At 70.7% G+C, this 24168-nt stretch carries 23 protein-coding genes and 1 riboswitch; of the genes, 12 read left to right on the top strand and 11 right to left on the bottom strand.

The window, feature by feature from the left end; translation table 11 throughout:
* Nucleotides 1-151: 151 nt before the first annotated feature.
* Together EDF31_RS04335 and EDF31_RS04340 are read right to left on the bottom strand one after the other, a co-directional pair.
* Entirely contained in the window at nucleotides 152-439 is a 288-nt protein-coding gene (locus EDF31_RS04335; protein ID WP_131845315.1) for a hypothetical protein, read from the bottom strand.
* 273 nt (nucleotides 440-712) lie between these two features.
* Nucleotides 713-1324 (bottom strand): HD domain-containing protein, encoded by a 612-nt coding sequence (locus EDF31_RS04340; RefSeq protein ID WP_131845316.1) that lies wholly within the window; start codon nucleotides 1322-1324, stop codon nucleotides 713-715.
* Nucleotides 1325-1461: 137 nt separating this feature from the next.
* On the opposite strand from EDF31_RS04340, the gene EDF31_RS04345 reads away from it, so the two are divergent.
* Together EDF31_RS04345 and EDF31_RS04350 are read left to right on the top strand one after the other, a co-directional pair.
* Entirely contained in the window at nucleotides 1462-2298 is an 837-nt protein-coding gene (locus EDF31_RS04345) for a hypothetical protein (RefSeq protein WP_131845317.1), read from the top strand.
* A complete protein-coding gene (locus tag EDF31_RS04350) occupies nucleotides 2295-4139 on the top strand; it encodes an amidase family protein (RefSeq protein WP_131845318.1) in 1845 nt (614 codons plus the stop codon). Before EDF31_RS04345 ends, EDF31_RS04350 begins: the two co-directional genes overlap by 4 nt.
* A 141-nt stretch (nucleotides 4140-4280) precedes the next feature.
* On the opposite strand, the gene EDF31_RS04355 is transcribed toward EDF31_RS04350, so the two are convergent.
* A complete protein-coding gene (locus EDF31_RS04355) occupies nucleotides 4281-5057 on the bottom strand; it encodes an isocitrate lyase/phosphoenolpyruvate mutase family protein (RefSeq protein WP_123294130.1) in 777 nt (258 codons plus the stop codon).
* 110 nt (nucleotides 5058-5167) lie between these two features.
* Here EDF31_RS04355 and EDF31_RS04360 point away from each other — a divergent pair, with 110 nt between their 5' ends.
* Nucleotides 5168-6355, top strand: a complete 1188-nt coding sequence (locus tag EDF31_RS04360; RefSeq protein ID WP_243649846.1) for an aminotransferase class I/II-fold pyridoxal phosphate-dependent enzyme — start codon at nucleotides 5168-5170, stop codon at nucleotides 6353-6355.
* 38 nt (nucleotides 6356-6393) lie between these two features.
* Here EDF31_RS04360 and EDF31_RS04365 read toward each other — a convergent pair whose 3' ends face one another.
* Entirely contained in the window at nucleotides 6394-7167 is a 774-nt protein-coding gene (locus EDF31_RS04365) for a class I SAM-dependent methyltransferase (protein WP_131845320.1), read from the bottom strand.
* Between the two features lie 405 nt (nucleotides 7168-7572).
* On the opposite strand from EDF31_RS04365, the gene EDF31_RS04375 reads away from it, so the two are divergent.
* Entirely contained in the window at nucleotides 7573-7953 is a 381-nt protein-coding gene (locus tag EDF31_RS04375; RefSeq protein ID WP_131845321.1) for a hypothetical protein, read from the top strand.
* Nucleotides 7954-7958: 5 nt separating this feature from the next.
* On the opposite strand, the gene EDF31_RS04380 is transcribed toward EDF31_RS04375, so the two are convergent.
* Together EDF31_RS04380 and EDF31_RS04385 are read right to left on the bottom strand one after the other, a co-directional pair.
* Nucleotides 7959-8144, bottom strand: a complete 186-nt coding sequence (locus tag EDF31_RS04380; protein ID WP_123313312.1) for a hypothetical protein — start codon at nucleotides 8142-8144, stop codon at nucleotides 7959-7961.
* Between the two features lie 29 nt (nucleotides 8145-8173).
* Nucleotides 8174-8662 carry a GNAT family N-acetyltransferase gene (locus tag EDF31_RS04385; protein ID WP_131845322.1) on the bottom strand — a complete coding sequence of 163 codons (489 nt, stop codon included), beginning with the start codon at nucleotides 8660-8662 and terminating at the stop codon, nucleotides 8174-8176.
* Between the two features lie 68 nt (nucleotides 8663-8730).
* Between EDF31_RS04385 and EDF31_RS04390 the strand changes: the two genes are divergently transcribed.
* Nucleotides 8731-9615, top strand: a complete 885-nt coding sequence (locus EDF31_RS04390) for a LysR substrate-binding domain-containing protein (RefSeq protein ID WP_131845323.1) — start codon at nucleotides 8731-8733, stop codon at nucleotides 9613-9615.
* Nucleotides 9616-9655: 40 nt separating this feature from the next.
* On the opposite strand, the gene EDF31_RS04395 is transcribed toward EDF31_RS04390, so the two are convergent.
* The 4 genes from EDF31_RS04395 to EDF31_RS04410 are packed head-to-tail and all read right to left on the bottom strand — an operon-like array spanning nucleotide 9656 to nucleotide 11555.
* Nucleotides 9656-9910, bottom strand: coding sequence for a hypothetical protein (locus EDF31_RS04395; RefSeq protein ID WP_111084959.1), 255 nt, complete (start codon nucleotides 9908-9910; stop codon nucleotides 9656-9658).
* Nucleotides 9907-10389, bottom strand: a complete 483-nt coding sequence (locus EDF31_RS04400) for an FBP domain-containing protein (protein ID WP_123673093.1) — start codon at nucleotides 10387-10389, stop codon at nucleotides 9907-9909. The genes EDF31_RS04395 and EDF31_RS04400 overlap by 4 nt, the downstream gene beginning before the upstream one ends.
* Nucleotides 10390-10429: 40 nt before the next feature.
* Nucleotides 10430-11167, bottom strand: a complete 738-nt coding sequence (locus tag EDF31_RS04405) for a M48 family metalloprotease (RefSeq protein WP_131845325.1) — start codon at nucleotides 11165-11167, stop codon at nucleotides 10430-10432.
* Nucleotides 11168-11180: 13 nt separating this feature from the next.
* The gene (locus EDF31_RS04410) at nucleotides 11181-11555 is read right to left on the bottom strand and encodes a BlaI/MecI/CopY family transcriptional regulator (RefSeq protein ID WP_131845326.1); all 375 of its coding nucleotides are present in this window, start codon (nucleotides 11553-11555) and stop codon (nucleotides 11181-11183) included.
* Between the two features lie 229 nt (nucleotides 11556-11784).
* Nucleotides 11785-11890, top strand: a riboswitch (glycine riboswitch).
* 49 nt (nucleotides 11891-11939) lie between these two features.
* On the opposite strand from EDF31_RS04410, the gene gcvT reads away from it, so the two are divergent.
* The 3 genes from gcvT to gcvP are packed head-to-tail and all read left to right on the top strand — an operon-like array spanning nucleotide 11940 to nucleotide 16376.
* Entirely contained in the window at nucleotides 11940-13058 is a 1119-nt protein-coding gene (gene gcvT, locus EDF31_RS04415) for a glycine cleavage system aminomethyltransferase GcvT (RefSeq protein WP_131845327.1), read from the top strand.
* Nucleotides 13059-13062: 4 nt separating this feature from the next.
* Nucleotides 13063-13440 (top strand): glycine cleavage system protein GcvH, encoded by a 378-nt coding sequence (gene gcvH, locus EDF31_RS04420; RefSeq protein WP_123938974.1) that lies wholly within the window; start codon nucleotides 13063-13065, stop codon nucleotides 13438-13440.
* Nucleotides 13437-16376, top strand: a complete 2940-nt coding sequence (gene gcvP, locus EDF31_RS04425; RefSeq protein ID WP_131845328.1) for an aminomethyl-transferring glycine dehydrogenase — start codon at nucleotides 13437-13439, stop codon at nucleotides 16374-16376. Before gcvH ends, gcvP begins: the two co-directional genes overlap by 4 nt.
* Here gcvP and EDF31_RS04430 read toward each other — a convergent pair.
* Nucleotides 16373-18370 (bottom strand): S9 family peptidase, encoded by a 1998-nt coding sequence (locus EDF31_RS04430; protein ID WP_131845329.1) that lies wholly within the window; start codon nucleotides 18368-18370, stop codon nucleotides 16373-16375. The two genes, gcvP and EDF31_RS04430, sit on opposite strands and share 4 nt — an antisense overlap.
* Nucleotides 18371-18676: 306 nt before the next feature.
* Here EDF31_RS04430 and EDF31_RS04435 point away from each other — a divergent pair, with 306 nt between their 5' ends.
* The 4 genes from EDF31_RS04435 to EDF31_RS04450 all read left to right on the top strand — a co-directional run bounded on the left by EDF31_RS04435 (nucleotide 18677) and on the right by EDF31_RS04450 (nucleotide 24139).
* The gene (locus tag EDF31_RS04435; protein ID WP_131845330.1) at nucleotides 18677-20302 is read left to right on the top strand and encodes an ABC transporter substrate-binding protein; all 1626 of its coding nucleotides are present in this window, start codon (nucleotides 18677-18679) and stop codon (nucleotides 20300-20302) included.
* A 228-nt stretch (nucleotides 20303-20530) separates the two neighbouring features.
* Complete coding sequence (locus EDF31_RS04440; protein ID WP_123313322.1) at nucleotides 20531-21460, top strand: ABC transporter permease; 930 nt, start codon at nucleotides 20531-20533, stop codon at nucleotides 21458-21460.
* A complete protein-coding gene (locus EDF31_RS04445) occupies nucleotides 21450-22400 on the top strand; it encodes an ABC transporter permease (RefSeq protein ID WP_111084969.1) in 951 nt (316 codons plus the stop codon). Before EDF31_RS04440 ends, EDF31_RS04445 begins: the two co-directional genes overlap by 11 nt.
* A complete protein-coding gene (locus EDF31_RS04450; protein ID WP_131845331.1) occupies nucleotides 22397-24139 on the top strand; it encodes an ABC transporter ATP-binding protein in 1743 nt (580 codons plus the stop codon). Before EDF31_RS04445 ends, EDF31_RS04450 begins: the two co-directional genes overlap by 4 nt.
* The last annotated feature ends 29 nt before the right edge of the window (nucleotides 24140-24168 follow it).

Genomic DNA, 24168 nt, shown 5'->3' on the forward strand with positions numbered 1-24168 from the left:
TGCGATTGCTGCTCAACGAGAAACGGGCCGCAGCGAGTCAGGATGCGCCGGGCGAGCGCGGCACAGCGGCGTCGACCACGGCGGAGCAGCCCACGCACGACGAAGCGCCGCCGGGGAGCCCGGCGGCGCTTCGCGTTCGTACTGGTGGAGCCTAGGCCGCGAGGGCCATTTCGCCCGCCTGCACGGACTGTGCCTGCAGCAGGGTTCGGCTGGCCTCGCCGGCCCAGGAGCGGCCCGGGACGGTCCAGCCGGCCTCGCCGACGGCGTCCAGACGGGTACCGCGGGTGACGAAGGTCTGCAGGTCGTCGGCCGCGATGCGGACGAGGTACTCGCGCTGCGAGCGGTCGTCACGCACGGGGAACTCGGCGATGCGGTCGGGGGTGATCGTCGGGGCCGCGAGTGCGGTCCCGAACACGGTGATTCGTTCGTTGCTGGTCATGGTGCTGTACTTCCTGGTCATTCGGCGCCAGGGCGACTCGGTGTCGGCGGACGTCTCAGTCCGGCGCGACGCATCGAGTGCGGGGCGCGCACGTCGAGTTTCAACGTGCTGCTGATCCGTTCGGATCGAGCGGTGGTCTCGGTTGGAATGCGACTCGGGTGAGTCGGTCTCGAGACGTTGGTGTGCGCGAGTCAGATGGGTTCGCTGCAGTGCACCAACCAAGAACTATACGCACCCGAGGCGCAGAAGTCCAGCGCAGACCAGGAAGACGGTTCAGGACGCCAGGAACGCGTCCCATCGCGAGCCACCTGCAGCCACGTTGCCGGAGCCGTCGAGCCGAGCAGCGGCCGAGGTCGGCTTGCGCGAAGCCTGCGCGTGGATGAGCTCGTCGAACGAGCCGGAGAACCCGAGGCGGGGCAGTGCTGTGGCGACGGCGTGCAGGTCGTCGGTGGACCACCGTGAGAACCCGGCACCGGAGACGTCGAGCGAGGTGGCGACCTCAAGCAGGTGCCCCTCCACGTCGACCGCGGGGTCGACGGAGGTCCACATGTGCCGCTCGATGACCTCGCCGACGCGTCGAGCGCGCGCTGCGTCCCACCCGGCGCCGAGGGCGAAGACGGAGCCGACGGCACCGCCGGCGTCTTCGAACGGCACGGCGTGGGCGTCGAACGACGGTGTGACGCCGAGGTCGTGCAGCATCGTCGCGACGAACAGCAGCTCGGGGTCGGGCTCGAGGTCGACGGTCGGGGCGAGCAGGACCGCCCACGCCCACGAGCGCAGGCAGTGGTTCACCAGGGCAGGGGAGGACCAGATGCGGATGACGTCCCACGCCCGTGCGGCGACGGGGGAGGGCGGGGTGAGCAGGGCTTCGACGTCGAGCGACATGGCACGACAGTAGTGGTGCGACGGAGCCGTAACGGCGCGGAAACGTGCCGGGCCCGAGCCGGAAACAGCGCACCGTTAGCTTTCGGATCACTGAGTACCCGCTCAGCACCCGACCTCCTCCCGAAGGACCTGCACCCATGCAGCACCGCCTCCGGCTGCGCCCCCGCGCGACGATCGTGTCCTCGACACTCGTCGCCGCCGGGGCGATCGGCCTCGCCGCCCTGACCGCCTCGCCGGCCCAGGCAGCACCGACCGCGACGACCGCCACCATCGACGCCCCCACCACCGCGACCGTCGGCACCGCCTTCGACGTCGACCTGACGATCCCGGCGACGACCGACGTCTACGCCTACGAGATCACCCTCGACGCCGACGCGGACTCCGTGTCGTACGTGGACGACAGCGTCACCGGTCCCGACGGCGGCTTCGACAGCGTCGAGCAGGACGGCGACGCTCTGACGATCGTGCACACCCAGCTCGGGACGTCCCCGGCGCTCGACGGCGACCTCGCTGCCTCGATCGGCCTGACGCCGACCGCACCGGGCAGCGTCGACCTGGCGGTCACGAGCATCACGCTCGTCGGCTCCGACGGCACCTCGACGACGCTCACCGACCCGGCGAGCACCTCGATCTCGATCGCTGCAGCGGCGACGGCCACCCCGACGCCCTCCCCGACGGCCACGCCCACCCCGGGCGCCACCGCCACGGCCGACCCGGGTGCCGGTGCGGGCGACCCCGACCCGACGACCACCGTCGGCCCGACCGACCCGACCGACCCGTCCGGCCCGACCAGCGGCGCCACCGCCGTGGCCGCAGGCGGTGGTGACCGTCCGACCGGCGGCGAACTCGCCTGGACCGGCGCCGACGTCGCCCCGTGGATCGCCGCGTCGCTGGCCCTCCTCGCCGCTGGCGGGACCCTGATCACCCTGCGTGCGCGCCGCGCCCGCCGCGAGCGCACCGGAGCAGCCGAATGACCGCCACCAGCCGGAAGCGCACGGCCGTCGCCGGCGCCTCGCTCATCGCCCTCGTCGGCACCGTCCTCGCCGCGACCCCCGCGATCACGGCCGCAGCCGCTCCGGCAGCCGTCGACACCAGCCCCGCCGCGATGCTCGCGCCGTACTACACGGACCTCGACCTGACCGGCGACGACCAGGTCACGAAGGCCGACCTCGCGGTGCTCACCGACCACCTCGGTGCGACGAGCGCCAGCGGTGACTGGGCGACGGTCAGCACCGCGGACACCGACGCCGACGGCACGATCACCGTCGCGGACCTCGCGGCGCTGTCCCAGCGGATGATCTACGACGACGGCCCGTTCACGCTCGTCGAGGCGTCCACCATCGACATGCAGGCTGCGATGAACGCCGGGGTCACCACCTCGGTCGCCATCACGCAGGACTACCTCGACCGCATCGCCGCGTACGACCGCACCAAGGTCGACACCGCGTCGACCGGCCGTGCGCTCAACTCGATCGTCACGACGAACGCCGAGGCACTCGCCGCGGCGAAGACGGCGGACGCCGAGCGGGCCGAGCACGGCATGACGAGCATGCTGCTGGGCGTACCGATCGCCGTGAAGGACAACTACGACACGAAGGACATGCCGACCACGGGCGGCTGCGGCTGCTGGGACGACAACCAGACCGACACCGACGCCACGATGGTCGCCGGCCTGCGCGGTGCCGGAGCGGTGATCCTCGCCAAGGCCAGCCTCGACGAGTTCGCCTACGGCTTCGTCTCGGAGTTCTCCTCGAACCAGCCCGCCGGCTCGTCGCTCCTGGTCGCCAGCCCGTACAACACGGCGCAGACCGCCGGTGGCTCCAGCGGTGGTACCGGTGCGGCGATCGCGGCGAACCTCGCCGGCATCGGGTTCGGCACCGACACCGGTGGCTCGATCCGCATCCCGTCGACGTACAACCAGCTCGTCGGCATCCGCCCGACGGTCGGTCTGGCCAGCCGCGACGGCATCATCCCGCTCGCACTGTCGCAGGACACCGGCGGGCCCATCGCCCGGTCGGTGACCGACGCAGCCGTCGCGCTCGACGCCGTGACCGGCGTGGACGCGGCCGACCCCGTCACGAGCGCGCAGTCCGGCAAGGTGCCGACCTCGTACACGTCGTCACTCGACGCGGACTCGCTCGAGGGTGCTCGCATCGGCTACGTCACGAGCATGGTCGGCACGAACGCCACGGCCAAGCGGCTGTTCGACGCGTCCGTCGCGAAGCTCGAGGCCGCCGGCGCGACCGTCGTCCCGATCACCGCGACGACGGCGTTCAACCGGGTCCTGTCCGAGGGCAGCGGCAGCACGAACGAGTTCAAGCACGACCTGGACGAGTACGTCGCGAAGCACCTCGACCCCGACGTGACCGCCCGGTCGCTGCAGGGCATCCTGGCCTCGGGCGAGTACGTGCCGAGCCGCAAGTCGACCTACGAGTCCCGCGACCTGATCACCGACGCGCAGTACCAGGCGTGGGCCGGGCCGACGGGGTCGCACACGACGCAGCTCGCCACCGGCAAGCAGCTCGTCACGCAGATGCTCGACGACCAGGACCTCGATTCGCTCATCTACCCGTCGGGCACGCCCTACGGCACGCAGTCGACGAACATGCGTCTGAGTCCGAACACCGGCATGCCGGCGATCACCGTCCCGATGGGGCAGGCGACCGCGGCCGACGGCACGATCACTGGCGCCGGCGTGAACCTCGAGTTCCTCGGTCGTTCGTTCGACGAGAGCACGCTGATCGGCCTCGGCTACGCCTTCGAGCAGGAGACGAAGGCGCGCACCACGCCCGCGCTGTACCCGGCGCTCGGCTGAGCTGAGCGGGTCGCGATCGCGACCGCAGGGCGGACGGGCGCGCCCCGCTCAGCGGCAACGCGAAGCGTTGCGCGGGGCGCGCCGACCGAGCCTGCGAGGGAGGGGGCGACACCGCCACGGGCCTCCCGTCCGCCTGTTCCGTCAGTTCAGGGTCGGGGTGTCCTCCGGCACGACGCCGTCGGCGTACAGGTCGGTCGCCAGGTCGCGGAGCGCCCGCAGCGCGACGCGCTGCGTGAGCGGACCGTACGAGATGCGGGCGACGCCGAGGGCCTCGTACTCGGCGGCGGGCAGGGCTCCCGGCAGGCCGATGACCGACAGCTTGCCGCGGCCGAGGCCTGCGACGAGCTGCTCCACGACGTCGCGCTGGATCGCGCCGGGCACGAAGACGAGCGCGGCACCGTTGTCGAGGAAGGCCTTGCCGCGTGCGATGGCGTCCGCGATGCTCTCGTCGATCGGACGGTCGCCGCCGCGGGCGATCGCGTCGGTGCGGGCGTTCAACTGGAAGTCGACGCCCTCGGCCTGGGCAGCGGCCGTGATCGCGGCGACCCGCGCGACGGCCTCGTCGAAGGGACGCAGGCGGTCCTCGACGTTGGCGCCGACGATGCCCGAGCCGATCGCGCGTCGGATGGTCTCGGCGGGGTCCTCGTAACCGTCGTCGAGGTCAGCGGTGACCGGCAGGTCGGTCGCGGCGGCCACGATCGCGGCGCCCGACAGCGCGAGGTCGAGGGGCATCCCACCGTCCTCGTACCCGTACGACGCGGCGATCGAGTGCCCGGCGGTGGCGATCGCCTTCGTGCCGGGCAGGTCGCTGACGACCTTCGCGGTGATCGCGTCCCACACGTTCACGACGCGGAGGATCTCCGGGGCTTCGTGCAGCTGCTTGAGGGTGGTGGCCTTGTCGGCGGTGCTCGTGCTCATGGGACCGACAGTAGGCGGGGCGACGCCCCGCGTCCCAGGGTGCGCGGAAGACGACGCTGGATGACAGGCGGGCTCGCGCCGGGCCTCCCGGTCGGTGCATGCTGGGACGCATGGCGAGCGACGAGCAGGACCCGGTCGGCACGCTCCGCGGGGTCCGTACGAGCATCAAGTGGACGCGGTACGCGCCCGACGTGCTGCCCCTGTTCGTCGCCGAGATGGACCACGACGTCGCGCCGGAGATCCGCCAGGCCCTGATCGAGCGCGTGTCGCAGTCCGACCTCGGCTACCTCGACGGGCCCGGGCCACTCGCGCCCGCGTTCGCGCAGTTCGCGCTCGACCGCTGGGGCTGGGAGATCGACCCGTCCCGCATCCACCTGGCCACCGACGTCAGCGTCGGCATCGTCGAGTCGCTGCGGCTCGCGCTGCCCGACGGCGGTCGCGTCGCGATCACGCCGCCGGTGTACCCGCCGTTCTTCGAGCTCGTCGACGAGGCCCGATGTCAGGTGGAAGAGGTCCCGCTGCTCGAGCAGTGGGGCCAGTACCGACTCGACCTCGAGGGACTCGAACGGGCCTTCGCGAGCGGGGTCGGCGTCTTCCTGCTCTGCAACCCGCACAACCCCGTCGGCCTCGTGCACGACCGCGCCGACCTGCTCGAGATCGCCGAGCTCGCGGCGAAGTACGACGTCCTCGTCATCAGCGACGAGATCCACGCACCCCTCACGCACCCGGGCGTGCAGTTCACCCCGTTCGCAGCCGTCGCCGAGTCCGTCGGAGCCCGCAGCGTCTGCGTGACCTCGGCGAGCAAGGGCTGGAACCTCGCGGGCGTGAAGTGCTCGATCATCGTCGCCGGTGACGACCGCACCGCCGCGCTCCTCGACACCCTGTGGGAAGAGGTCGCCTGCCGCACGAGCATCCTCGGGCTGCACGCGAACCTCGCCGCGTTCACCGTCGGGACCACCTGGCTCGACGACGTGGTGTCCCGGATCGTGGCCAACGACCGGCTGCTCGCGAAGCTCCTCGCCGAGCACCTGCCCGGTGTCGTCTACACGCGGCCGCGCGCCGGGTACCTGGCCTGGCTCGACTTCCGCGGGATCGGGCTCGGCGACGACCCGGCCGTGCCGCTGCGTGAGAACGCCTACGTTGCGCTGAACTCCGGGCTCGGGTTCGGGAGCGAGGGGCGTGGGTTCGTCCGCCTCAACCTGGCGTGCTCACCGGAGACGCTGCGCGAGGCCGTGTTCCGGATCGCCTCGGCGTACCCGTCAAGTGCGCAGGAGGGGCTGGTCTGGCACGTCGCGTGAGCGCGTGACGGTGATGCGTCCAGGAGGCCCGGGTCGGCTCAGGCGGGACGGCGCGCCTCGATGAGGTGGCGCGTCGAGTGCGCCACGAACGGTCCGTCCCGCTGGATCAGCTCGTGCAGGTCGAGCAGGCGGTCGCGGTACCGCTCGACGGTGAAGTCCGGCACCCACCAGATCACCTTCCGGAGCAGGTAGACGACCGCGGCGACGTCGTGGATCTCGATCCGGGTCCGCGCCGTCCGCAGCTCGACGACCTCGAGTCCGGCGGCGCGTGCTGCGTCGGCCTCGTCGTCGTGGTGCCGTCCGCGCCGCTCGACGGGCTTCGGGCCGAGGAAGAACTCGATCAGCTCGAAGACGCTCGCCGGGCCGACGTGCTGGGCGAAGTACGTGCCGCCGGGAGCAAGGACCCGGGCGATCTCGTCCCAGTGGATCGCAGCGGGGTGCCGGCTCGTCACGAGGTCGAAGGCGCCGTCGGCGAAAGGCAGCGGCGGCTCGTCCGGATCGGCGACGACGACCACGCCGCGTGGGTGCAGGAGTCGTGTGGCGGTGGCGATGTTCGGTGCCCAGGACTCCGTCGCCACCGCGGTGGCCGGGAACGCCGGCGCCTCGGCGAGGACCTCGCCACCGCCGGTCTGCACGTCGAGGCTCGCGGTGCCGGAGACCCCGGCGAGGCGACCGAGTCGCTCGCCGAGCATCTTCGCGTAGCCCCACGGCGGGCGTTCCTCGGTGGCACGGCCGTCGAGCCACGAGAAGTCCCAGCCGGTGACGTCGGCGGCTTCGCCGATCGCGATCAGGTCGTCGAACGTGGTGCGCATGCCGTCCATGGTGGCGTCTCGCCGGTGCGAGTGCCAACCGCTGTTCCTCCACAGCATGCCCCGGCTGCAGCCTGTCCACAGATCACCACGGCGCTCCCGGATCGCACTCCGCGGGCCGCCACGGTCGGTGGATGCAGACATACGAGCCGTCCTTGTCCAGCCGCGATAGGCAGACTTGCCTAGTCCTGGTTGGCGAACTACGGTGAAGCGCACGGAGTTGCTTCGCCGGCTCGCTCGGAAGGCTGACGAGAACGATGTCGCGTTCGTGTTCCACCGTCACGGCGGGAGTCACGACCTGTTCCGCTTCGGTCGGAACACGATCGTCGTCCCGAGGCACCGAGAGGTGGAGGAGATGACGGCGCGCGGCATCCTCCGTGACTGCGACCGAGAAGGAGATGGGCGACGATGAGCCGACACACGGTGCGAGCTGAGCGCGGCAAGAAGTACTGGGTGATCTGGATCGACGGGGTCATCCGGACCCAGGCGAAGCGCGAGCGTGAGATCGAGCTCATGGCCCGTGACTGGCTCTCGTTGATGAACGACGACCGCGATCCGGAGTCCTTCGAGCTCGTCGTCGAGGTGTCGATGCCCGAAGCGGCACAGGCGCACCTGGACCGCGCGGTGACGCTCCGCGAGGAATCCGAGCGAGCGCGCATCGAAGCGGCGAAGGAGACGGCCGCCGCGGCGCTGGTGCTGCACGAGTCCGGGCTCACGGTGCGTGAGATCGGACCGCTGCTCCACGTGTCGCACCAGCGAGCACAGCAGTTGGTCGCCGCCGCTCGCTGACCGGGTCAGTCGATGTACTGGTTGCGCCCGACGACGCGGATCTGCAGGTCGTCGGTGCGGTCCATCGCCAGGATCTCGCGGGCGACGAAGCCGACGGCTGGCCAGCGGTCCACCTCGGTCACCATGAAGCCGTCGATGAACACCTGCCACGCGCCGCGCTCACGGACCGCCTGCACCTCGTACGTCGCCATGCCGCGAGCGTACCGAAGCGGCGCTGTCTTCAGCGAAGTTCGAGCGTCATGTGCACGTCGGCGCGGACGTAGGGGCTCGGCACGAGCTCGTCAGCGCGCAGGTGGCGGAAGCCGAACGCCTCGTACAGGTGCACGGCGCTGGCCAACTGCGCGTTGCTCTCGAGGTCGATGCGGTGCGCGCCGAGCTCCCGGGCGCGGTCGAGTGCGGCGGCGATGAGCTTCCGACCGGTGCCGTGCCCCTGGTGACCGGGCGCGACGGCCATCTTCACGAGCTCGAACACCCCCGGGGTCGTCGGCACGATGCCGATGCACCCGATCACCTGGTCGTCGAGTCGCGCGACGAAGACGGCGCCGCCGGGCTCGACGACGTGACCGACGGGGTCGCCGAGGAACTTGCGGTCCTCGTCTTCGAGTGCGAAGAACTGCGTGATCCAGGCCTCGTTGAGGACGCGGAACGCCTCGGCGTCGGCGGGGGTGGCGAGGTCGGCGATGGTGACGGTGGAGGTCGCTTCGGGCATGGCTCCATCCTGCGATCCGGATGGGGTCACGTCCAATACTCGTTCGCTTCGATCGATAGGCTGCGTGCATGGATCGGGATCCCGACGTCGACCTCCGCCAGCTCCGGGCGTTCCTGGCCGTGGCCGACGAACTGCACTTCGGGCGCGCTGCCGAACGCCTCCGCATCGCGCAGCCGGCGCTGTCCCAGCAGATCCGCCGCACCGAGCGCGAACTCGGCGTCGACCTGTTCGTCCGGACGAGCCGCAGCGTCGCCCTCACCGCCGCTGGCCAGGTGCTGCAGGGGCGCGCGCGGTCGTTGCTCGGGCAGGTGCGCCGCGATCTCGACGAGACGGTCCGGGTCGGGCGGGGCGAGGCCGGCCGGCTCGACGTCGGGTTCGTCGTCTCCGCGCTGCCCCTCGGGCCGATCGAGCGCGTGCAGGCGTTCCGTGCGCGGTACCCGCTGGTCCGTGTGGACCTGACCGAGGGCTACTCGTCGACGCTCCTCGCCCGGATCGTGCGGGGCGAGCTGGACCTGGCCGTCGTGCGCGACCCGGATCCGGACCCCGCCGTGCGGCTGCTGCCGTTCCGGACCGAGGCGTTCGTCGCGGCGGTCCCACGCGGACACCGGCTCGCGGGCCGTGCGTCCATCCGCGGCACTGAGCTCGTGGACGAGCCGTTCGTGTTCTTCCCCGCCGTGGCCGGTTCGCTCGCGACCGAGCGGAACCTCGCACCGGTCACCGCCGGTGGCCGACGGCCCGTGGTCGTGCAGGAGGCCACGACCTGGGCCACCGTCCTGCACCTGGTGGGCGCGGGACTCGGCGTGACCGTCGCTCCGGAGAGTGCCGCGCTCGCCGCACCGGACACCGTCGTGCTGCTGCCGCTGACCGACAGCGATCACCGCAGCGAGCTGTCGTGGGCGATGCGCGCCGACGACGACCGCGAGATCCTGCGGAACTTCGTCGAAGCCGACTGAGCGACGCCGACTGAGCGACGCCCGGCTGGAAGCGCTTCGCTCAGCCGAGCGCGAGCACGGGCGCCCGGTGGTCGCCGAGCTCGTCGACGTGCCACGGCCGTGCACCGCGCAGGGTCAGCCCGAGCTGCACGAGCACGAATCCGACGTGGGGTTCGACGTCCGGGTCCCACGGCCCCTCGACCCCGAGGCCGAACGCACCGAGTTCGTCGTCGGCCTCGTCGCGCAGGGTGAGGCGCCAACGGCCGTCGCCGAGTTCCTCGACCACTGCCCAGCGGGCGGTGCCGAAGCGGCTCACGCCGACTTCATGATGTCCGCGGTGAAGTTCTGCACGCGCTGCAGCAGCGAGGCACCGCGCATCGCGATCGTCGCCGGCGGGTTGAGGTGCGGAGGAGCGGTACGGATGAGCATGGAGCACCCGAGGTCCTCGCAGATGTAGGTGCCGATCGTGTTGCCGTTGCGCCCGGCCTCGCCCGCGCGAGGTGCCGAGAACAGCCGCACCTGCGTCGCCGGCTGGGGGGAGTGGCAGAACGAGCACATCGCGGCGATGCCGGCGCGCAGGGACCCGCCCGCGGACCGGACGATGATGCCCACGGGGCGGTCGTCGATCCAGGACACGATGTACCCGCGGCGGGCGGCCTGCGGGTCGCGCCAGCCCAGGAACTCGCGCTCGTCCCAGAGCATCTCGTGCAGGCCCGGGATCGGCAGCTGCTCGAGCTCGTCGGGGGTGGCGTTGACGAACGAGGATCGGATGTCGGCTTCGGTCAGTGGCTTCACGGTCCGATCACCATATGCCTCGCCTCCGACACGTGCTCGCTCAGGAAAGCCTGGAGGCCCGGATCGCGCCGAGCGCGCTGCTCTCGTCCGCCACCAGGACGGCCCGGCGCAGGGCGTCGCGTCCGACGCGTCGGGCCGCGGCGTCGTCGGCGGCGAACTCCACGAGGACGCGCGTCGAACGCGCCATGGCGCGCGCACCGGGCACCCACGGGACCGCACGCTCGATCGATTCGGCGACCGCGACGGCCGCCGCGTGGTGCTGGGTCAGGTGGGCGCGCTCGTGGGCGACCACGGCCTCCAGTTCGTCCGTCCGCAACCGGTCTGCCAAGCCGGTGCTGACCAGCACACCGCCGCTCCGCCCGGGCACGGCGCAGGCCAGGGCGTGGTCCGCGTCGACGACGGCCACCGGGGTGCCGTCGATCTCGCGGTGCGGCGCGACGCCTGCGCGCATGGCCTGGCGGACGGCCTCGTGCTCGGGCCCGGGCCGGACGCGGACGGCGACGACGAACGCGATGACCGCGAGCAGTGCGACGCCGACGTTGAAGCCGTGCGTGGGGGAGCCGTCACCGCCGAGGAGCTCGGTGAGCGGGCGGTCGGCGAGCACGACGAGGGCGATGCCGGCGACGAACCCGACGACGCCGAGCAGCACCGCGAGCGACCAGCACACCAGGGCGGTGCGCGGGCGGTCGATGGTCCAGGCGGAGCGGGTCAGCACCCGCGGTGCGAACACGACCACCAGCAGGGCGAGGACGATGAGCGCGATGCCGGCGACGACCACGGAGCGACCCCGGTCAGGAACGTGCGCGGGCGTCGAGGGCGCGGCGCAGGGCCTCGAGGTCGTCGGAGGCGAGCGAGCCGGTGAACTGCAGCAACGCTGCTTCACGGTCGGCCGAGGCGGCGAGCGCACTCGACATGAGGGACGCGGTCTGCTCGTCGCGACTGTGCACGGCGCGGAAGCTCAGCGGGGCGTCGTTGTGCTCCTGCCGCTCCACCTGGCCCTTGCGGCCGAGCCGGTCGAGGACGGTGAGCACCGTGGTCAGTGCCGGACGGGGCTCCGGGAAGGCGTCGAGCACCTGGCGGGCGGTCAGACCGTCGGTCACGGAGCGGAGCGCGTCGAGCACCGCTTGCTCGAGCTGCCCCCTGGGGCGTGATCGCTGTCCGGCCATCCCCGCATTCTACGAGATGTCGAAGGCCGGCACGCGACACACGTTCGTAACGCGGTCTCGGTATGCTCGGCGCGGACAACTGAACACACCGGCCGCTCATCCGTCGCGGGAGACGCCGTGCAGTGCCAACGGGTACATCGTGCCCACGGGCACATCGTGCCCTCGGGCGCACGCACGGCACCGAAGGAGCAATCCCCCCGTCAATCTCTCAGGTCCCACACCGCAGCGGACAGGCCACTCTGAAAAGCAGACGCTCAGTCGTCTCGCCCACGGTGAAAGCCGCCGGACCTCACGGGCCGCGGTGAAACTCTCAGGCCCATGACAGAGGGGGAGTTCCACCCGGCGATCGTCGCCGGGCCCTGCTGATGCCAGGAGAACTCCGCCATGAGTCCGACGCCACTGCGTTCGTCCCCGCTCGAACCCGCGCACGAAGCCGCCGGTGCGACCTTCACCGACTTCGCCGGGTACCGCATGCCCGTGCGCTACTCGTCCGATCTCGCCGAGCACCACGCCGTGCGCCAGTCGGCCGGGGTCTTCGACCTGTCGCACATGGCCGAGATCGGCGTCACCGGTCCGGACGCCGTCGTGTTCCTCGACCACGCGCTCGCCGGCTCCTTCGGCGCGATGCCGCTCGGCCGCGCGAAGTACTCGTTGCTGCTCGCCGAGGACGGCGGGATCCTCGACGACCTCGTCGTGTACCGCACCGACGACGACGTGTTCCTCGTCGTCGCGAACGCCTCGAACCGCGAGGTCGCCGTCGCCGCACTGTCCGCGCGCACCGACGGCTTCGACGTCGCGGTGTCGGACGACTCGGACAGCACCGCACTCGTCGCGATCCAGGGCCCCGCGGCCGCCGGCACGCTCGACGCCCTCGTCGTCGCCGACCGCCTGCAGCCGGAGAGCCCCCTCGACGACCTCGGCTACTACCGCGCCCTGCACGCCGTGTTCGACGGCTCCGAGGTGCTCGTCGCCCGCACCGGGTACACCGGCGAGGACGGCTTCGAGCTGTACAGCGCACCCGAGGTCGCCCCGGCGATCTGGGACGCGCTGCTCGAGGCCGGCGCCGACCGCGGTGTCGTCCCCGCCGGGCTAGCGGCACGCGACACCCTGCGGCTCGAGGCCGGCATGCCCCTGTACGGGCACGAGCTCGGCACCGACGTGCGCCCCGCCCAGGCAGGCCTCGGCCGCGTGGTCGCCAAGAGCGGTGACTTCGTCGGCGCTGCCGGTGTCGCGCCGTCGGACGACGCCCGCGTCCTCGTCGGGCTCGTCACCGAGGGCCGCCGTGCCCCGCGTGCCGGGTACGACGTCGTGCACGACGGTGCGGTCGTCGGCACCGTCACCTCGGGTGCCCTCTCGCCGACCCTCGGCCACCCCGTCGCGATGGCCTTCGTCGACCCGGCGCTCGCCACCGAGGGACAAGTCCTGCACATCGACGTCCGCGGGACGGCCATCCCCAGCACCGTCACCGCGTTCCCCTTCTACCGCCGTCCTCAGAAAGGCTGATCCCGTGAGCGACCAGACCGCACTCCAGTACACCGCCGACCACGAGTGGCTCCTCGTCGAGGGCGACACCGTCACCGTCGGCATCACCGACCACGCCGCCGAGCAGCTCGGTGACGTCGTCTACGTCGAGCTCCCCGCCGTCGGCACCGCCACCACCGCGGGCGAGCAGATCGGCGAGATCGAGTCCACCAAGAGCGTCGGTGAACTCTTCGCGCCGATCGAGGGCGAGGTCGTCGCGGTCAACGACGCCGTGGTCGACGCCCCCGACACCGTCAACCAGGACCCGTTCGGCACCGGCTGGCTCGTCAAGATCAAGGTCGACGGCACCTCGTTCCCCGAGGACCTGATGGACCACGACACGTACCGGGCGTCCATCGCATGACCGGCCCCGACGACCAGCAGGGGTTCCAGAACCTGCAGACCTCGTTCGCCGACCGCCACATCGGCACCACCCCGGCCGACCAGCAGACGATGCTCGACACCGTCGGCCGGCCGTCGCTCGACGCCCTGGTCCGCGCCGCGATCCCGGAGTCGATCCACGCAGCACCCCTCACCGAATCGGTGATCCCCGCCGCCGTCGGCGAAACCGAGGCGCTCGCCGAACTCCGCGCCAAGGCCGGACGCAACACCGTCCGCCGCGCCATGATCGGCCTCGGCTACCACGGCACCCACACGCCCGCCGTGATCCAGCGGAACGTGCTCGAGAACCCGAGCTGGTACACGGCCTACACGCCGTACCAGCCGGAGATCTCGCAGGGCCGGCTCGAAGCGCTCATCAACTTCCAGACGATGGTCTCCGACCTGACGGGCATGGCCACCGCCGGCGCCTCGATGCTCGACGAGGGCACCGCCGTGGTCGAGGGCATGCTCCTCGCCCGCCGCGCCTCCAAGGTGAAGGGCGACGCGTTCCTGGTCGACGACGACCTGCTGCCGCAGACCCGCGCGCTGCTCGACCACCGCGCCGACGCCGTCGGCATCACACTGCGTGCGTTCGACCCCGTCGTCGGGCCGACCGACGCGCAGCTCGACGGCGCCTTCGGCGTGATCGTGCAGTACCCCGGTGCCTCCGGTCGGATCGTCGACCCGTCGCCGATCATCGAGCGTGTCCACGCCGGTGGCGGCATCGCCGTCGTCGCGGCCGACCTGCTCGCCATGACCCTGCTCGCCAGCCCCGGTGACCTGGGTGCCGACGTCGCCGTCGGGACGAGCCAGCGCTTCGGCGTCCCGCTCGGCTTCGGCGGCCCGCACGCCGGCTACCTCGCCGTCCGCGCCGGTCTCGAACGCCAGCTGCCCGGCCGCCTGGTCGGGGTGTCCTTCGACGCCGACGGTGCGATGGCCTACCGCCTCAGCCTGCAGACCCGCGAGCAGCACATCCGCCGCGAGAAGGCGACGAGCAACATCTGCACCGCGCAGGTCCTGCTCGCCGTGATGGCCTCGATGTACGCCGTCTACCACGGGCCCGAGGGGCTGCGCTTCATCGCGGACCGGGTCGCCCGGACGACGTCGGCGCTCGCCGCGGTCGCCCGCGACGCCGGCCTCCAGGTGGTGCACGACGCGTTCTTCGACACGCTCACCCTGCGGGCCACCGGTCGCGCCGGGGCGGTCGTCGCCGCAGCGCAGGACGCCGACTTCCTGCTGCACCAGGTGGACGAGGACGTCTTCCAGCTCTCCGTCGACGAGACGACCACGCCCGACGACGTCGCCCGACTGGCGGGCGTGTTCGGGGCGGTGGACGTGACCGTCCCCGCGACCGAGGCGACCGTGCGGGACGCGGCCACGGGCCTCCCGGCCGGTCTGCTGCGCGAGAGCGAGTACCTGACGCACCCCGTCTTCAGCGCACACCGCAGCGAGACCCGCATGATGCGGTACCTGAAGCACCTGGCGGACAAGGACTACGCGCTCGACCGGGGCATGATCCCGCTCGGCAGCTGCACGATGAAGCTCAACGCGGCGACCGAGATGGCCGCGGTGACGTGGCCGGAGTTCGCGAACATCCACCCGTTCGCGCCGCGCGGCGACGTCGAGGGCTACCTCGACATGATCGGTGACCTGGAGTCCTGGCTGGCCGAGGTCACCGGGTACGACACCGTTTCCCTGCAGCCGAACGCCGGCAGCCAGGGTGAGCTCGCCGGACTCCTCGCGATCCGCGGGTACCACCTGGCGAACGGCGACACCGAGCGCACCGTCTGCCTCATCCCGTCGAGCGCGCACGGTACGAACGCCGCGTCCGCGGTGCTCGCCGGCATGAAGGTCGTCGTGGTCGCCTGCGACGAGAACGGCAACGTCGACCTCGCCGACCTCCGCGCGAAGACGGAACAGCACGCCGGCACCCTCGCTGCGCTGATGATCACGTACCCGTCGACCCACGGCGTGTACGAGCACGACATCCGCGAGATCTGCGACGCCGTGCACGACGCCGGCGGCCAGGTCTACGTCGACGGCGCGAACCTCAACGCGCTGCTCGGCCACGCCCGCTTCGGCGACTTCGGCGGCGACGTCTCGCACCTCAACCTGCACAAGACCTTCTGCATCCCGCACGGCGGCGGCGGGCCCGGTGTCGGTCCGGTCGCGGCGAAGGCACACCTGGCGCCGTACCTGCCGGGGCACCCGTTCGCGCAGCAGGCCGACCGACGGCCCGGTTCGACCGAGGCCGAGGCCGACGACCGCCTGGCGCACGCCGGCGGCCTGGTCAGCGCGGCGCCGTACGGCAGCCCGAGCATCCTGCCCATCACGTGGACCTACGTCCGGATGATGGGGCTCGAGGGCCTCACCCGTGCGACCGAGGCAGCCGTGCTCGGAGCGAACTACATCGCGGCCCGACTGCGCGACGCGTTCCCGGTGCTCTACACGGGCGAGGACGGCCTCGTGGCGCACGAGTGCATCCTCGACCTGCGGCCACTGCGCGACTCCACCGGCATCACCGTCGACGACGTCGCGAAGCGCCTGGTCGACTACGGCTTCCACGCCCCGACCATGTCGTTCCCGGTCGCCGGCACCCTGATGGTGGAGCCGACCGAGAGCGAGGACCTGGCGGAGCTCGACCGGTTCGTCGACGCGATGCTCGCCATCCGTGCCGAGGCCTCGGCGGTGGAGCGTGGGGAGTGGCCGGCGGACGACAACCCGCTCGTGCACGCCCCGCACACGGCATCGTCGGTGATCTCGGGGGAGTGGGCGCACGCCTACACCCGCGAACAGGCCGTCTACCCGCTGCCGGGCATCAGCGGCCGCAAGTACTGGCCGCCGGTGCGCCGGATCGACCAGGCGTACGGCGACCGCAACCTGGTGTGCGCGTGCCCGCCGGTGGAGGCGTTCGCCTAGCGACCCGCGTCCACCGGCGTGACGGGCAGGTGCTCGGCCCACCAGGCGAGGACGTGCTCGAACCGCTGCACGCGGTGCCACGGCGTGCCGGAGCGGGAGAGCTCGTGGCCCTCGCCGGGGAACACGAGGAACGACGCGTCGACTCCTGCGCGCCGGAGGGCCACGAACTGGCGCTGCCCCTGCTCGATCGGGCAGCGCCAGTCGGCTTCCGAGTGCGCGACCATGAACGGGATGGTGACCTGCGCGGCGTACGTCAGCGGGCTGCGGCGACGCTGCTCTTCCGGGTCGGCGCCGACGTACGCGTCGGCGAAGTACCAACCGATGTCGGAGCTGCCCGCGAACGAGTCCCACGCGTTCACGGCGCGCTCGCTCCACGCGGCGACGAACCGCTCGCCGTGGTGGGCGGCGACCCAGCTCGTCATGAACCCGCCGTACGAGCCGCCCATGATGCCGACGCGTGCCGCGTCGAGGTCGGGGCGCTCGAGCGCTGCGTCGAGCAGGGCGAGCACGTCGTCGACGTCGACGGTGCCCATCGCCCCGATGACCGCGCGGCCGTGGTCGAGTCCGTAGCCACCGGATCCTCGCGGGTTGCCGATGACGACGGCGTACCCGGCACTGGCGTAGACCTGCGCCTCGTCGAAGAACGCCCAGGTGTCCTGGCCGAACGGTCCGCCGTGCACCACCCGGAGGACGGGGTGCGGCCCCTCGCCCTCGGGCAGGACGACCCAGCCGTGCACCGGGGTGCCGTCTGGAGCTGTGCCGGTGAGCTCCTCGATGCGGCGGACACCGGGGGCCGATGCCTCGGACCGGAGCGGGGCGGCGTAGTCGGTGAGCGCCGTCGGGACGGCATCGTCGGACGCGGTCAGGTCGACCACGTGCACCTCGCCGGGCGAGTCCGTCGTGGCAGCCGTGGCGACCAGGACGTCCCCGTCGACGTCGAAGCCCGAGACGACCAGGCGGCCGCCGAGGACGACCCCCAGCTGGTCCAGCCGGAGCGGAGCCGTCGTGCCGGCCGGGACACGACGGACGGTGACGGTGCCGCGGTCGAGCACCTGCACGAGGACGTCGTCGCGGTGGAACACCGGCATCCCTGCGACGTCGACCGTCTCGCGGGCGGTCAGTCGGACCGGTTCGGAGTCGTGCGCCGCGACCCACAGCCCTTCGGGTTCGCCGACCAGTCGCCCGTCGCGGTGCGACGCCCCGACGTAGTGGACGGTACGGTCCGGGGCGATCGCGATCGAGCTCACAGAGCCCTCGGTCCGGACCGCCAGCGCCATCGTGCCGTCGGACGCGTCGACGCGGTACAGGTCGTCGTCGTGGCTCTCACGCACACCGAGGTCTCGCGGGGCGACGACGAGGAGCGCGCCGCCGTCCGGGTACCAGGCCGGTGCGGAGACCGAGCAGGGCGCACTCGTGAGCGGGGAGTCCACCGGTGCCGCTGCCGGGTCGGTGACGTCGACGACCACGATCTGCTGCGGCTTGTCGAGCAGGTACCCCGTGCCGTCGACGTGGAAGTCGAGCCGGGACACGAGCCGCGGCGCCTCGGCGGCCGCTGCCGGGCGACGGTCGCCGCCGGGGACTGCGGAGCCGTAGCGTCCGGGTTCGGGGAAGCGTGCGGTCACGGCGACGCGTGTCGAGTCGGGGGACCAAACGGGGTCGCCGGCACCGAGGGGGAGCGCGGTGACGACGCGGGCCTCGCCACCGTGCACCGGTGCGACGGCGAGCTGCGGGTGTGCGACGCCGTGGTCGTCCTGGACGGACCGGAGGAAGGCGAGCGAGCGACCGTCGGGGGACAGGGCCGGCGAGGAGTCGCGGTCACCGGACGTCCAGCGGACCACGCCCTCGGCGGTCACGCGCTCGATGGTGCTGCGGTACGCGTCCTGTTCGAGGTCCGGACGCGAGACGGCGACGAAGGCCGCTCCGCCGTCCCCGGGATCACCGCTGACGGTGGGGGAGGAGGGGACGTGGAGATGGGGGATGTCGTTCGCGAGCACGTGTTCACGGTACGGCTGGTGCGGCGCGGATGCCCGGGTCCTGAGGGGGACTCGGAACAGGTCTTCCTTGCACAGAACTGTGTCGCAGTGCAACAAGTTTCATGCAGATGCAACAAAAGCGCGAGGGCGTTCAGCAAGCGCGCGAATCTTGCATCTTCTCGCAAGGATCGTGCAAGTTGGTTACCGGCTTGTAACCGTTCGCTCCAGGGTTTGGAGGCTGCTGTCCACCTTGCCTACAGTGCAGATGTCAAACGCGCCCGGGTGACACCGCTGTGCCCTTGCGCGTCCCATGCACCAGGAGGAACCTTGATCAAGAAGCGCGCCGGGCTCACAGCCCTCGCCGTGCTCGGGGCCACAGCACTCGCCCTGACCGCCTGCTCCAGCAACAGCAACAGTGGGGGTGGCTCGGGCTCGTCCAACGCCTCAGGCATCGTCACGACCAACGGCAGCGAGCCGCAGAACCCGCTGATCCCGTCAAACACCACCGAGACCGGTGGCGGCAAGATCATCGACTCGCTCTTCGAGGGCCTCGTGTCCTACGACGCCGACGGCAAGTCCGTCAACGAGGTCGCGAAGAGCATCGACACCGATGACTCGAAGACCTTCGACATCAAGCTGAACACGAACTACACGTTCACGAACGGCGAGAAGGTCACCGCGGAGTCCTTCACCAAGGCCTGGAACTGGGCCGCGCAGAAGTCGAACGCCCAGGGCGCCAGCTACTTCTTCGAGAACATCGAGGGCTACAACGCCGACAAGGACTCGGAGCTCACGGGCCTCAAGGTCGTCGACGACGACGAGTTCACCGTCACGCTGAAGTCGGCCCAGTCGGACTTCCCGCTGTCGCTCGGCTACTCGGCGTTCGTGCCGCTGCCGTCCTCGTTCTACGACGACACCAAGGCGTTCGGTGAGAACCCGATCGGCAACGGTCCGTACAAGCTCGACGGCAAGAAGGCCTGGACGCACAACCAGTCCATCAAGCTCGTCACCAACAAGGACTACGAGGGCAAGCGCAAGCCGAAGAACGGTGGTCTGACGATCACGTTCTACGCCTCGCAGGACACCGCGTACTCCGACGCGCAGGGCGGCAACCTCGACGTCCTCGACGCCGTGCCGGACAGTGCCTTCAAGACCTACAAGTCCGACTTCCCGGACTCGAACGTCAACCAGCCGGCCGCCATCTTCCAGGCGATCTACCTGCCGTACTACCTCGACCACTGGAAGGGCGAGGAAGGCACGCTGCGTCGTGAGGCCGTCTCGATGGCCATCAACCGCAAGCAGATCACCGACAAGATCTTCGACGGCACGCGTACCCCGGCGAAGGACTTCACGTCGCCGGTCATCGCGGGCTGGAACGACGACCTCGACGGCTCCGACGTCCTGGACTACAACGAGTCCGAGGCCAAGAAGCTCTGGGCCGAGGCCGACAAGATCTCGAAGTACGACGACACCCTCACCATCACGTACAACGCCGACGGTGGGCACGAGGCGTGGGTGACCGCGGTCACGAACTCGATCTCGAACACGCTCGGCATCAAGGCCGAGGGCAACGCGATCCCGACGTTCCAGGAAGCCCTGGACCTCCAGACGAACGACAAGCTCACGGGCGGCAGCCGCACCGGTTGGCAGGCCGACTACCCGTCGCTGTACAACTTCCTCGGCCCGACCATGGGTGAGGGCTCGTCGAACAACTACTCGCGGTACGACTCCAAGGAGTACAACGAGCTGCTCGCCGAGGGCCGTTCGGCCGCCACGGTCGAAGAGGGCAACAAGGCCTTCGACCAGGCCCAGGAGCTCCTGTTCAAGGACCTCCCGGAGATCCCGCTCTGGTACGCGAACGTCACCGGTGTCTGGAACGCGGACAACGTGTCCAACGTGAAGTTCGGTTGGAACTCGGTGCCGCTGTACTACGACATCGAGGTCAAGAACTGATCTAGGTCTCCCAGAGACCAAGGCGCGAGCAGGTATCCTGCCTCGCGACCACCGGACGGGGGTTCGGGGACCGCACAGGTCCCCGAACCCCCGTACCTCGGCGGCAACACCTTCCCCCACCACATCGGGCGCCGCCGCCCGTGCCGGACATCCGTGCCGACCCTCGGAACGTCCACCCCTCACCACAATGAACCTGATCGACATCGCTCCGGACCGGGCAGGGATCTGATGCTCTGGTACCTCGGCAAGCGCCTCCTGCAACTCATCCCCGTGTTCTTCGGGGCCACGTTCCTCATCTACTTCATGGTGTTCTCGCTGCCCGGCGACCCCATCGCAGCGCTGTTCGGCGACCGCCAGCCGTCGCCGCAGGTCATCGAGACCCTGCGCCAGCAGTACAACCTGGACAAGCCGTTCATCGTCCAGTACCTGCTCTGGATCGGCGGCGTGTTCCGCGGCGACCTCGGCGTGACCTACTCGGGCCTGCCGGTCAGCCAGCAGCTCGCCTCGGCGTTCCCGATCACCGCGCGCCTGGCGATCCTCGCGCTCGTGTTCGAGGCCGTCGCCGGCATCGTCGTCGGCGTCATCGCGGGTCTGCGCAAGGGCAAGCTGTTCGACGCCACCGCGCTCGTCGTGTCGCTGCTGCTCATCTCGGTGCCGACGTTCGTCGTCGGGTTCGTGCTGCAGTACGTGTTCGGCATCAAGCTCGGGTTGTTCCGGGTCACGGTGTCCGGACAAGCGCCGTGGGACGAGCTCGTCCTGCCGGCGATCGTGCTCGCGTCGGTGTCCTTCGCCTACATCGTGCGGCTCACCCGTGCGAGCGTGGCCGAGAACACCACGGCGGACTTCGTGCGCACCGCGACCGCGAAGGGCCTGCCCCGTCGTCGTGTCGTCGGCGTGCACATCTTCCGGAACTCGCTCATCCCCGTGGTGACCTACCTGGGTGTCGACATCGGCAACCTGATGGTCGGCGCGATCGTGACCGAGGGCATCTTCAACATCAACGGTGTCGGCGGCACGGTGTTCCGCGCCGTCAAGCTCGGCGAGGGCCCGACGGTGGTCTCCTTCGTCGCCGTGATGGTCATCATCTTCATGCTCGCCAACCTCCTGGTGGACCTGCTCTACGCCGTCCTGGACCCGAGGATCCGCTATGCCAAGTAACGCCGCACCGCGCTCGGCGACGCACTTCGTCGCCCCGCTCGAGGAAACGCCCCTGCAGGCGATCGACCAGGTCAACGAGGACGAGAAGACCCGTTCGCTCTGGACCGACGCCTGGGAGTCCATGCGGACCCGCCCGACGTTCTGGATCTCCTCGATCCTGATCCTGCTGATCATCGTCGTCGCGGTCTTCCCGGGCCTCTTCGCCCACGTCGACCCGCGTGCGTCGAACCTCGACAACAGCGACGGCGGACCCGAGGCCGGGCACATCCTCGGCTTCACGCGTCAGGGCTCCGACGTCTACGCCCGCGTGATCTGGGGCGCCCAGAACTCGCTCATCGTCGGCATCGTCGCGACGGTCCTGGTGTCGCTCGTCGGCATCGTGATCGGCGCGCTGGCCGGCTTCTACGGCGGCTGGCTCGACACGATCGTGTCCCGCATCGGTGACATCTTCTTCTCGATCCCCACGGTGCTCGGTGCGATCGTGATCATGTCGGTCATCCCCGCGCGGAACGCGATCACCGTCGCGCTCGTGCTCGCGGCGTTCGCATGGCCGCAGATCGCCCGCATCATGCGTGGCGCCGTGCTGAGCGCCAAGCAGGCCGACTACGTCATGGCGTCGGCGGCCCTCGGCGTCAGCCGGTTCAAGACGCTCGTGCGCCACGTCATCCCGAACTCGCTGGCCCCGGTCATCGTGGTCGCGACCGTGTCGCTCGGCACGTTCATCGTGGCGGAGGCGACCCTGTCGTTCCTCGGCATCGGACTGCCGCCGTCGGCCCTCAGCTGGGGTCTCGACATCGGAACGGCGCAGACGTCGATCCGCACCAACCCGTCGACGATCTTCTGGCCGTCGGCCGCGCTGTCCATCACCGTGCTCGCGTTCCTGCTCCTCGGTGACGTGGTGCGCGACGCGCTCGACCCGAAGGCGAGGGCCCGCCGATGAGCGAGACGCTGACCAACCCCACCGGCCGACGCACCAACGCCGGCGGTGCCCCGCTGCTCGAGATCCGCGACCTGCAGGTCGGGTTCAAGACGCAGTCCGGTCTCGTGCAGGCCGTGCGGAGCGTGGACCTCACCCTCGAGCAGGGCGAGCGCCTCGCGATCGTCGGCGAGTCGGGCTCCGGCAAGTCGACGAGCGCCCAGGCGATCATCAAGCTGCTGCCCGGCACCGGCCAGGTCACCGGCGGATCGATCAAGTTCAACGGGCGTGAGCTCGTCGGGCTGAGCGACAAGGAGATGTCCGAGATCCGCGGGAAGGAGATCGGCTACGTCCCGCAGGACCCGATGTCGAACCTCAACCCGCTGTGGTCGATCGGCTTCCAGGTCGAGGAGGCGATCCGTGCGAACGGCATGGCCACCGGCAAGAAGGCCGTCCGCGACCGTGCGATCGAGGTCCTGAAGGAGGCGGGCCTCGGCGACGCCTCGAACCGTCTCAAGCAGTACCCGCACGAGTTCTCCGGCGGCATGCGGCAGCGCGTGCTCATCGGCATCGGTCTGTCGAGCCGCCCGCAGCTGCTCATCGCCGACGAGCCGACGAGCGCGCTCGACGTCACCGTCCAGCGCGTCATCCTCGACCACCTCGAGAGCCTGACCCGCGACTTCGGCACGTCGGTGCTGTTCATCACGCACGACCTCGGCCTCGCCGCCGAGCGCGCCGAGAAGCTCGTCGTGATGTACAAGGGCCAGGTCGTCGAGGCAGGTCCCTCGAAGGAGATCCTGGCGAACCCGCAGCACCCGTACACGCAGCGCCTGGTCGCCGCGGCGCCCTCGCTCGCGAGCCGCCGCATCCAGTCGAAGGTGCAGCACGAGCGCATCGAGATCGCCGACACCGGCAGCGACGACGCCGAGCTCATCGCCCGGGCGCAGGAGCGCGAGCACCGCCCCGCCGAGGACCTCATCGTGGTGAAGAACCTCGAGAAGATCTACAAGCTGCGCGGCAAGAGCCTCGCCACCCGCGAGCTCAAGGCCGTCGACGACGTGTCGTTCGCGATCCCGAAGGGCACCACCACGGCGCTCGTCGGCGAGTCCGGTTCGGGCAAGTCGACCGTCGCCAAGCTGGTGCTGCAGCTCGAGAGCATCTCGAGCGGTACCGTGCAGTTCGACGGCATCGACATCGGCGCGCTGAAGGGCAAGGACCTCTTCGACTTCCGCCGCCGCGTGCAGCCGGTGTTCCAGGACCCGTACGGCTCCCTGGACCCGATGTACAACGTCGGGAACACGATCGCGGAGCCGCTCGCCACGCACAAGGTGGGCGACAAGGCGTCGCGCCGTGCCCGCGTGCTCGAGCTGCTCGACCAGGTCGCGCTGCCGAAGTCGATGGTCAACCGCTACCCGAACGAGCTCTCGGGTGGGCAGCGGCAGCGCATCGCCGTCGCCCGCGCGCTCGCGCTCAAGCCGGAGGTCATCGTCCTCGACGAGGCCGTCTCCGCGCTCGACGTGCTCGTGCAGGGGCAGATCCTCGACCTGCTGACGGAGCTGCAGACCGAACTCGGCCTGACCTACCTGTTCATCACGCACGACCTGGCGGTCGTCCGCCTGGTCGCGGACAACGTGTGCGTCATGCGCCAGGGCAAGATCGTCGAGAAGGCGACGACCGACGAGGTCTTCGCCGCCCCGAAGGAGCAGTACACGAAGGACCTCCTGGCCGCCATCCCCGGCGCCGGGTTCGAGTTCGGACGCTGATCCTGCTGGACACGAACGAGGCCGGACGT

It is taken from the genome of Curtobacterium sp. PhB142 (assembly GCF_004341255.1).
Taxonomy (GTDB): Bacteria; Actinomycetota; Actinomycetes; order Actinomycetales; family Microbacteriaceae; genus Curtobacterium.

What these genes read in the sequence shown, in the direction of transcription:
- EDF31_RS04335 (WP_131845315.1), bottom strand. Translation starts at nt 439, where the DNA reads ATGACCAGCAACGAACGAATCACCGTGTTCGGGACCGCACTCGCGGCC.
- EDF31_RS04340 (WP_131845316.1), bottom strand. Translation starts at nt 1,324, where the DNA reads ATGTCGCTCGACGTCGAAGCCCTGCTCACCCCGCCCTCCCCCGTCGCC.
- EDF31_RS04345 (WP_131845317.1), top strand. Translation starts at nt 1,462, where the DNA reads ATGCAGCACCGCCTCCGGCTGCGCCCCCGCGCGACGATCGTGTCCTCG.
- EDF31_RS04350 (WP_131845318.1), top strand. Translation starts at nt 2,295, where the DNA reads ATGACCGCCACCAGCCGGAAGCGCACGGCCGTCGCCGGCGCCTCGCTC.
- EDF31_RS04355 (WP_123294130.1), bottom strand. Translation starts at nt 5,057, where the DNA reads ATGAGCACGAGCACCGCCGACAAGGCCACCACCCTCAAGCAGCTGCAC.
- EDF31_RS04360 (WP_243649846.1), top strand. Translation starts at nt 5,168, where the DNA reads ATGGCGAGCGACGAGCAGGACCCGGTCGGCACGCTCCGCGGGGTCCGT.
- EDF31_RS04365 (WP_131845320.1), bottom strand. Translation starts at nt 7,167, where the DNA reads ATGCGCACCACGTTCGACGACCTGATCGCGATCGGCGAAGCCGCCGAC.
- EDF31_RS04375 (WP_131845321.1), top strand. Translation starts at nt 7,573, where the DNA reads ATGAGCCGACACACGGTGCGAGCTGAGCGCGGCAAGAAGTACTGGGTG.
- EDF31_RS04380 (WP_123313312.1), bottom strand. Translation starts at nt 8,144, where the DNA reads ATGGCGACGTACGAGGTGCAGGCGGTCCGTGAGCGCGGCGCGTGGCAG.
- EDF31_RS04385 (WP_131845322.1), bottom strand. Translation starts at nt 8,662, where the DNA reads ATGCCCGAAGCGACCTCCACCGTCACCATCGCCGACCTCGCCACCCCC.
- EDF31_RS04390 (WP_131845323.1), top strand. Translation starts at nt 8,731, where the DNA reads ATGGATCGGGATCCCGACGTCGACCTCCGCCAGCTCCGGGCGTTCCTG.
- EDF31_RS04410 (WP_131845326.1), bottom strand. Translation starts at nt 11,555, where the DNA reads ATGGCCGGACAGCGATCACGCCCCAGGGGGCAGCTCGAGCAAGCGGTG.
- gcvT (WP_131845327.1), top strand. Translation starts at nt 11,940, where the DNA reads ATGAGTCCGACGCCACTGCGTTCGTCCCCGCTCGAACCCGCGCACGAA.
- gcvP (WP_131845328.1), top strand. Translation starts at nt 13,437, where the DNA reads ATGACCGGCCCCGACGACCAGCAGGGGTTCCAGAACCTGCAGACCTCG.
- EDF31_RS04440 (WP_123313322.1), top strand. Translation starts at nt 20,531, where the DNA reads ATGCTCTGGTACCTCGGCAAGCGCCTCCTGCAACTCATCCCCGTGTTC.
- EDF31_RS04445 (WP_111084969.1), top strand. Translation starts at nt 21,450, where the DNA reads ATGCCAAGTAACGCCGCACCGCGCTCGGCGACGCACTTCGTCGCCCCG.
- EDF31_RS04450 (WP_131845331.1), top strand. Translation starts at nt 22,397, where the DNA reads ATGAGCGAGACGCTGACCAACCCCACCGGCCGACGCACCAACGCCGGC.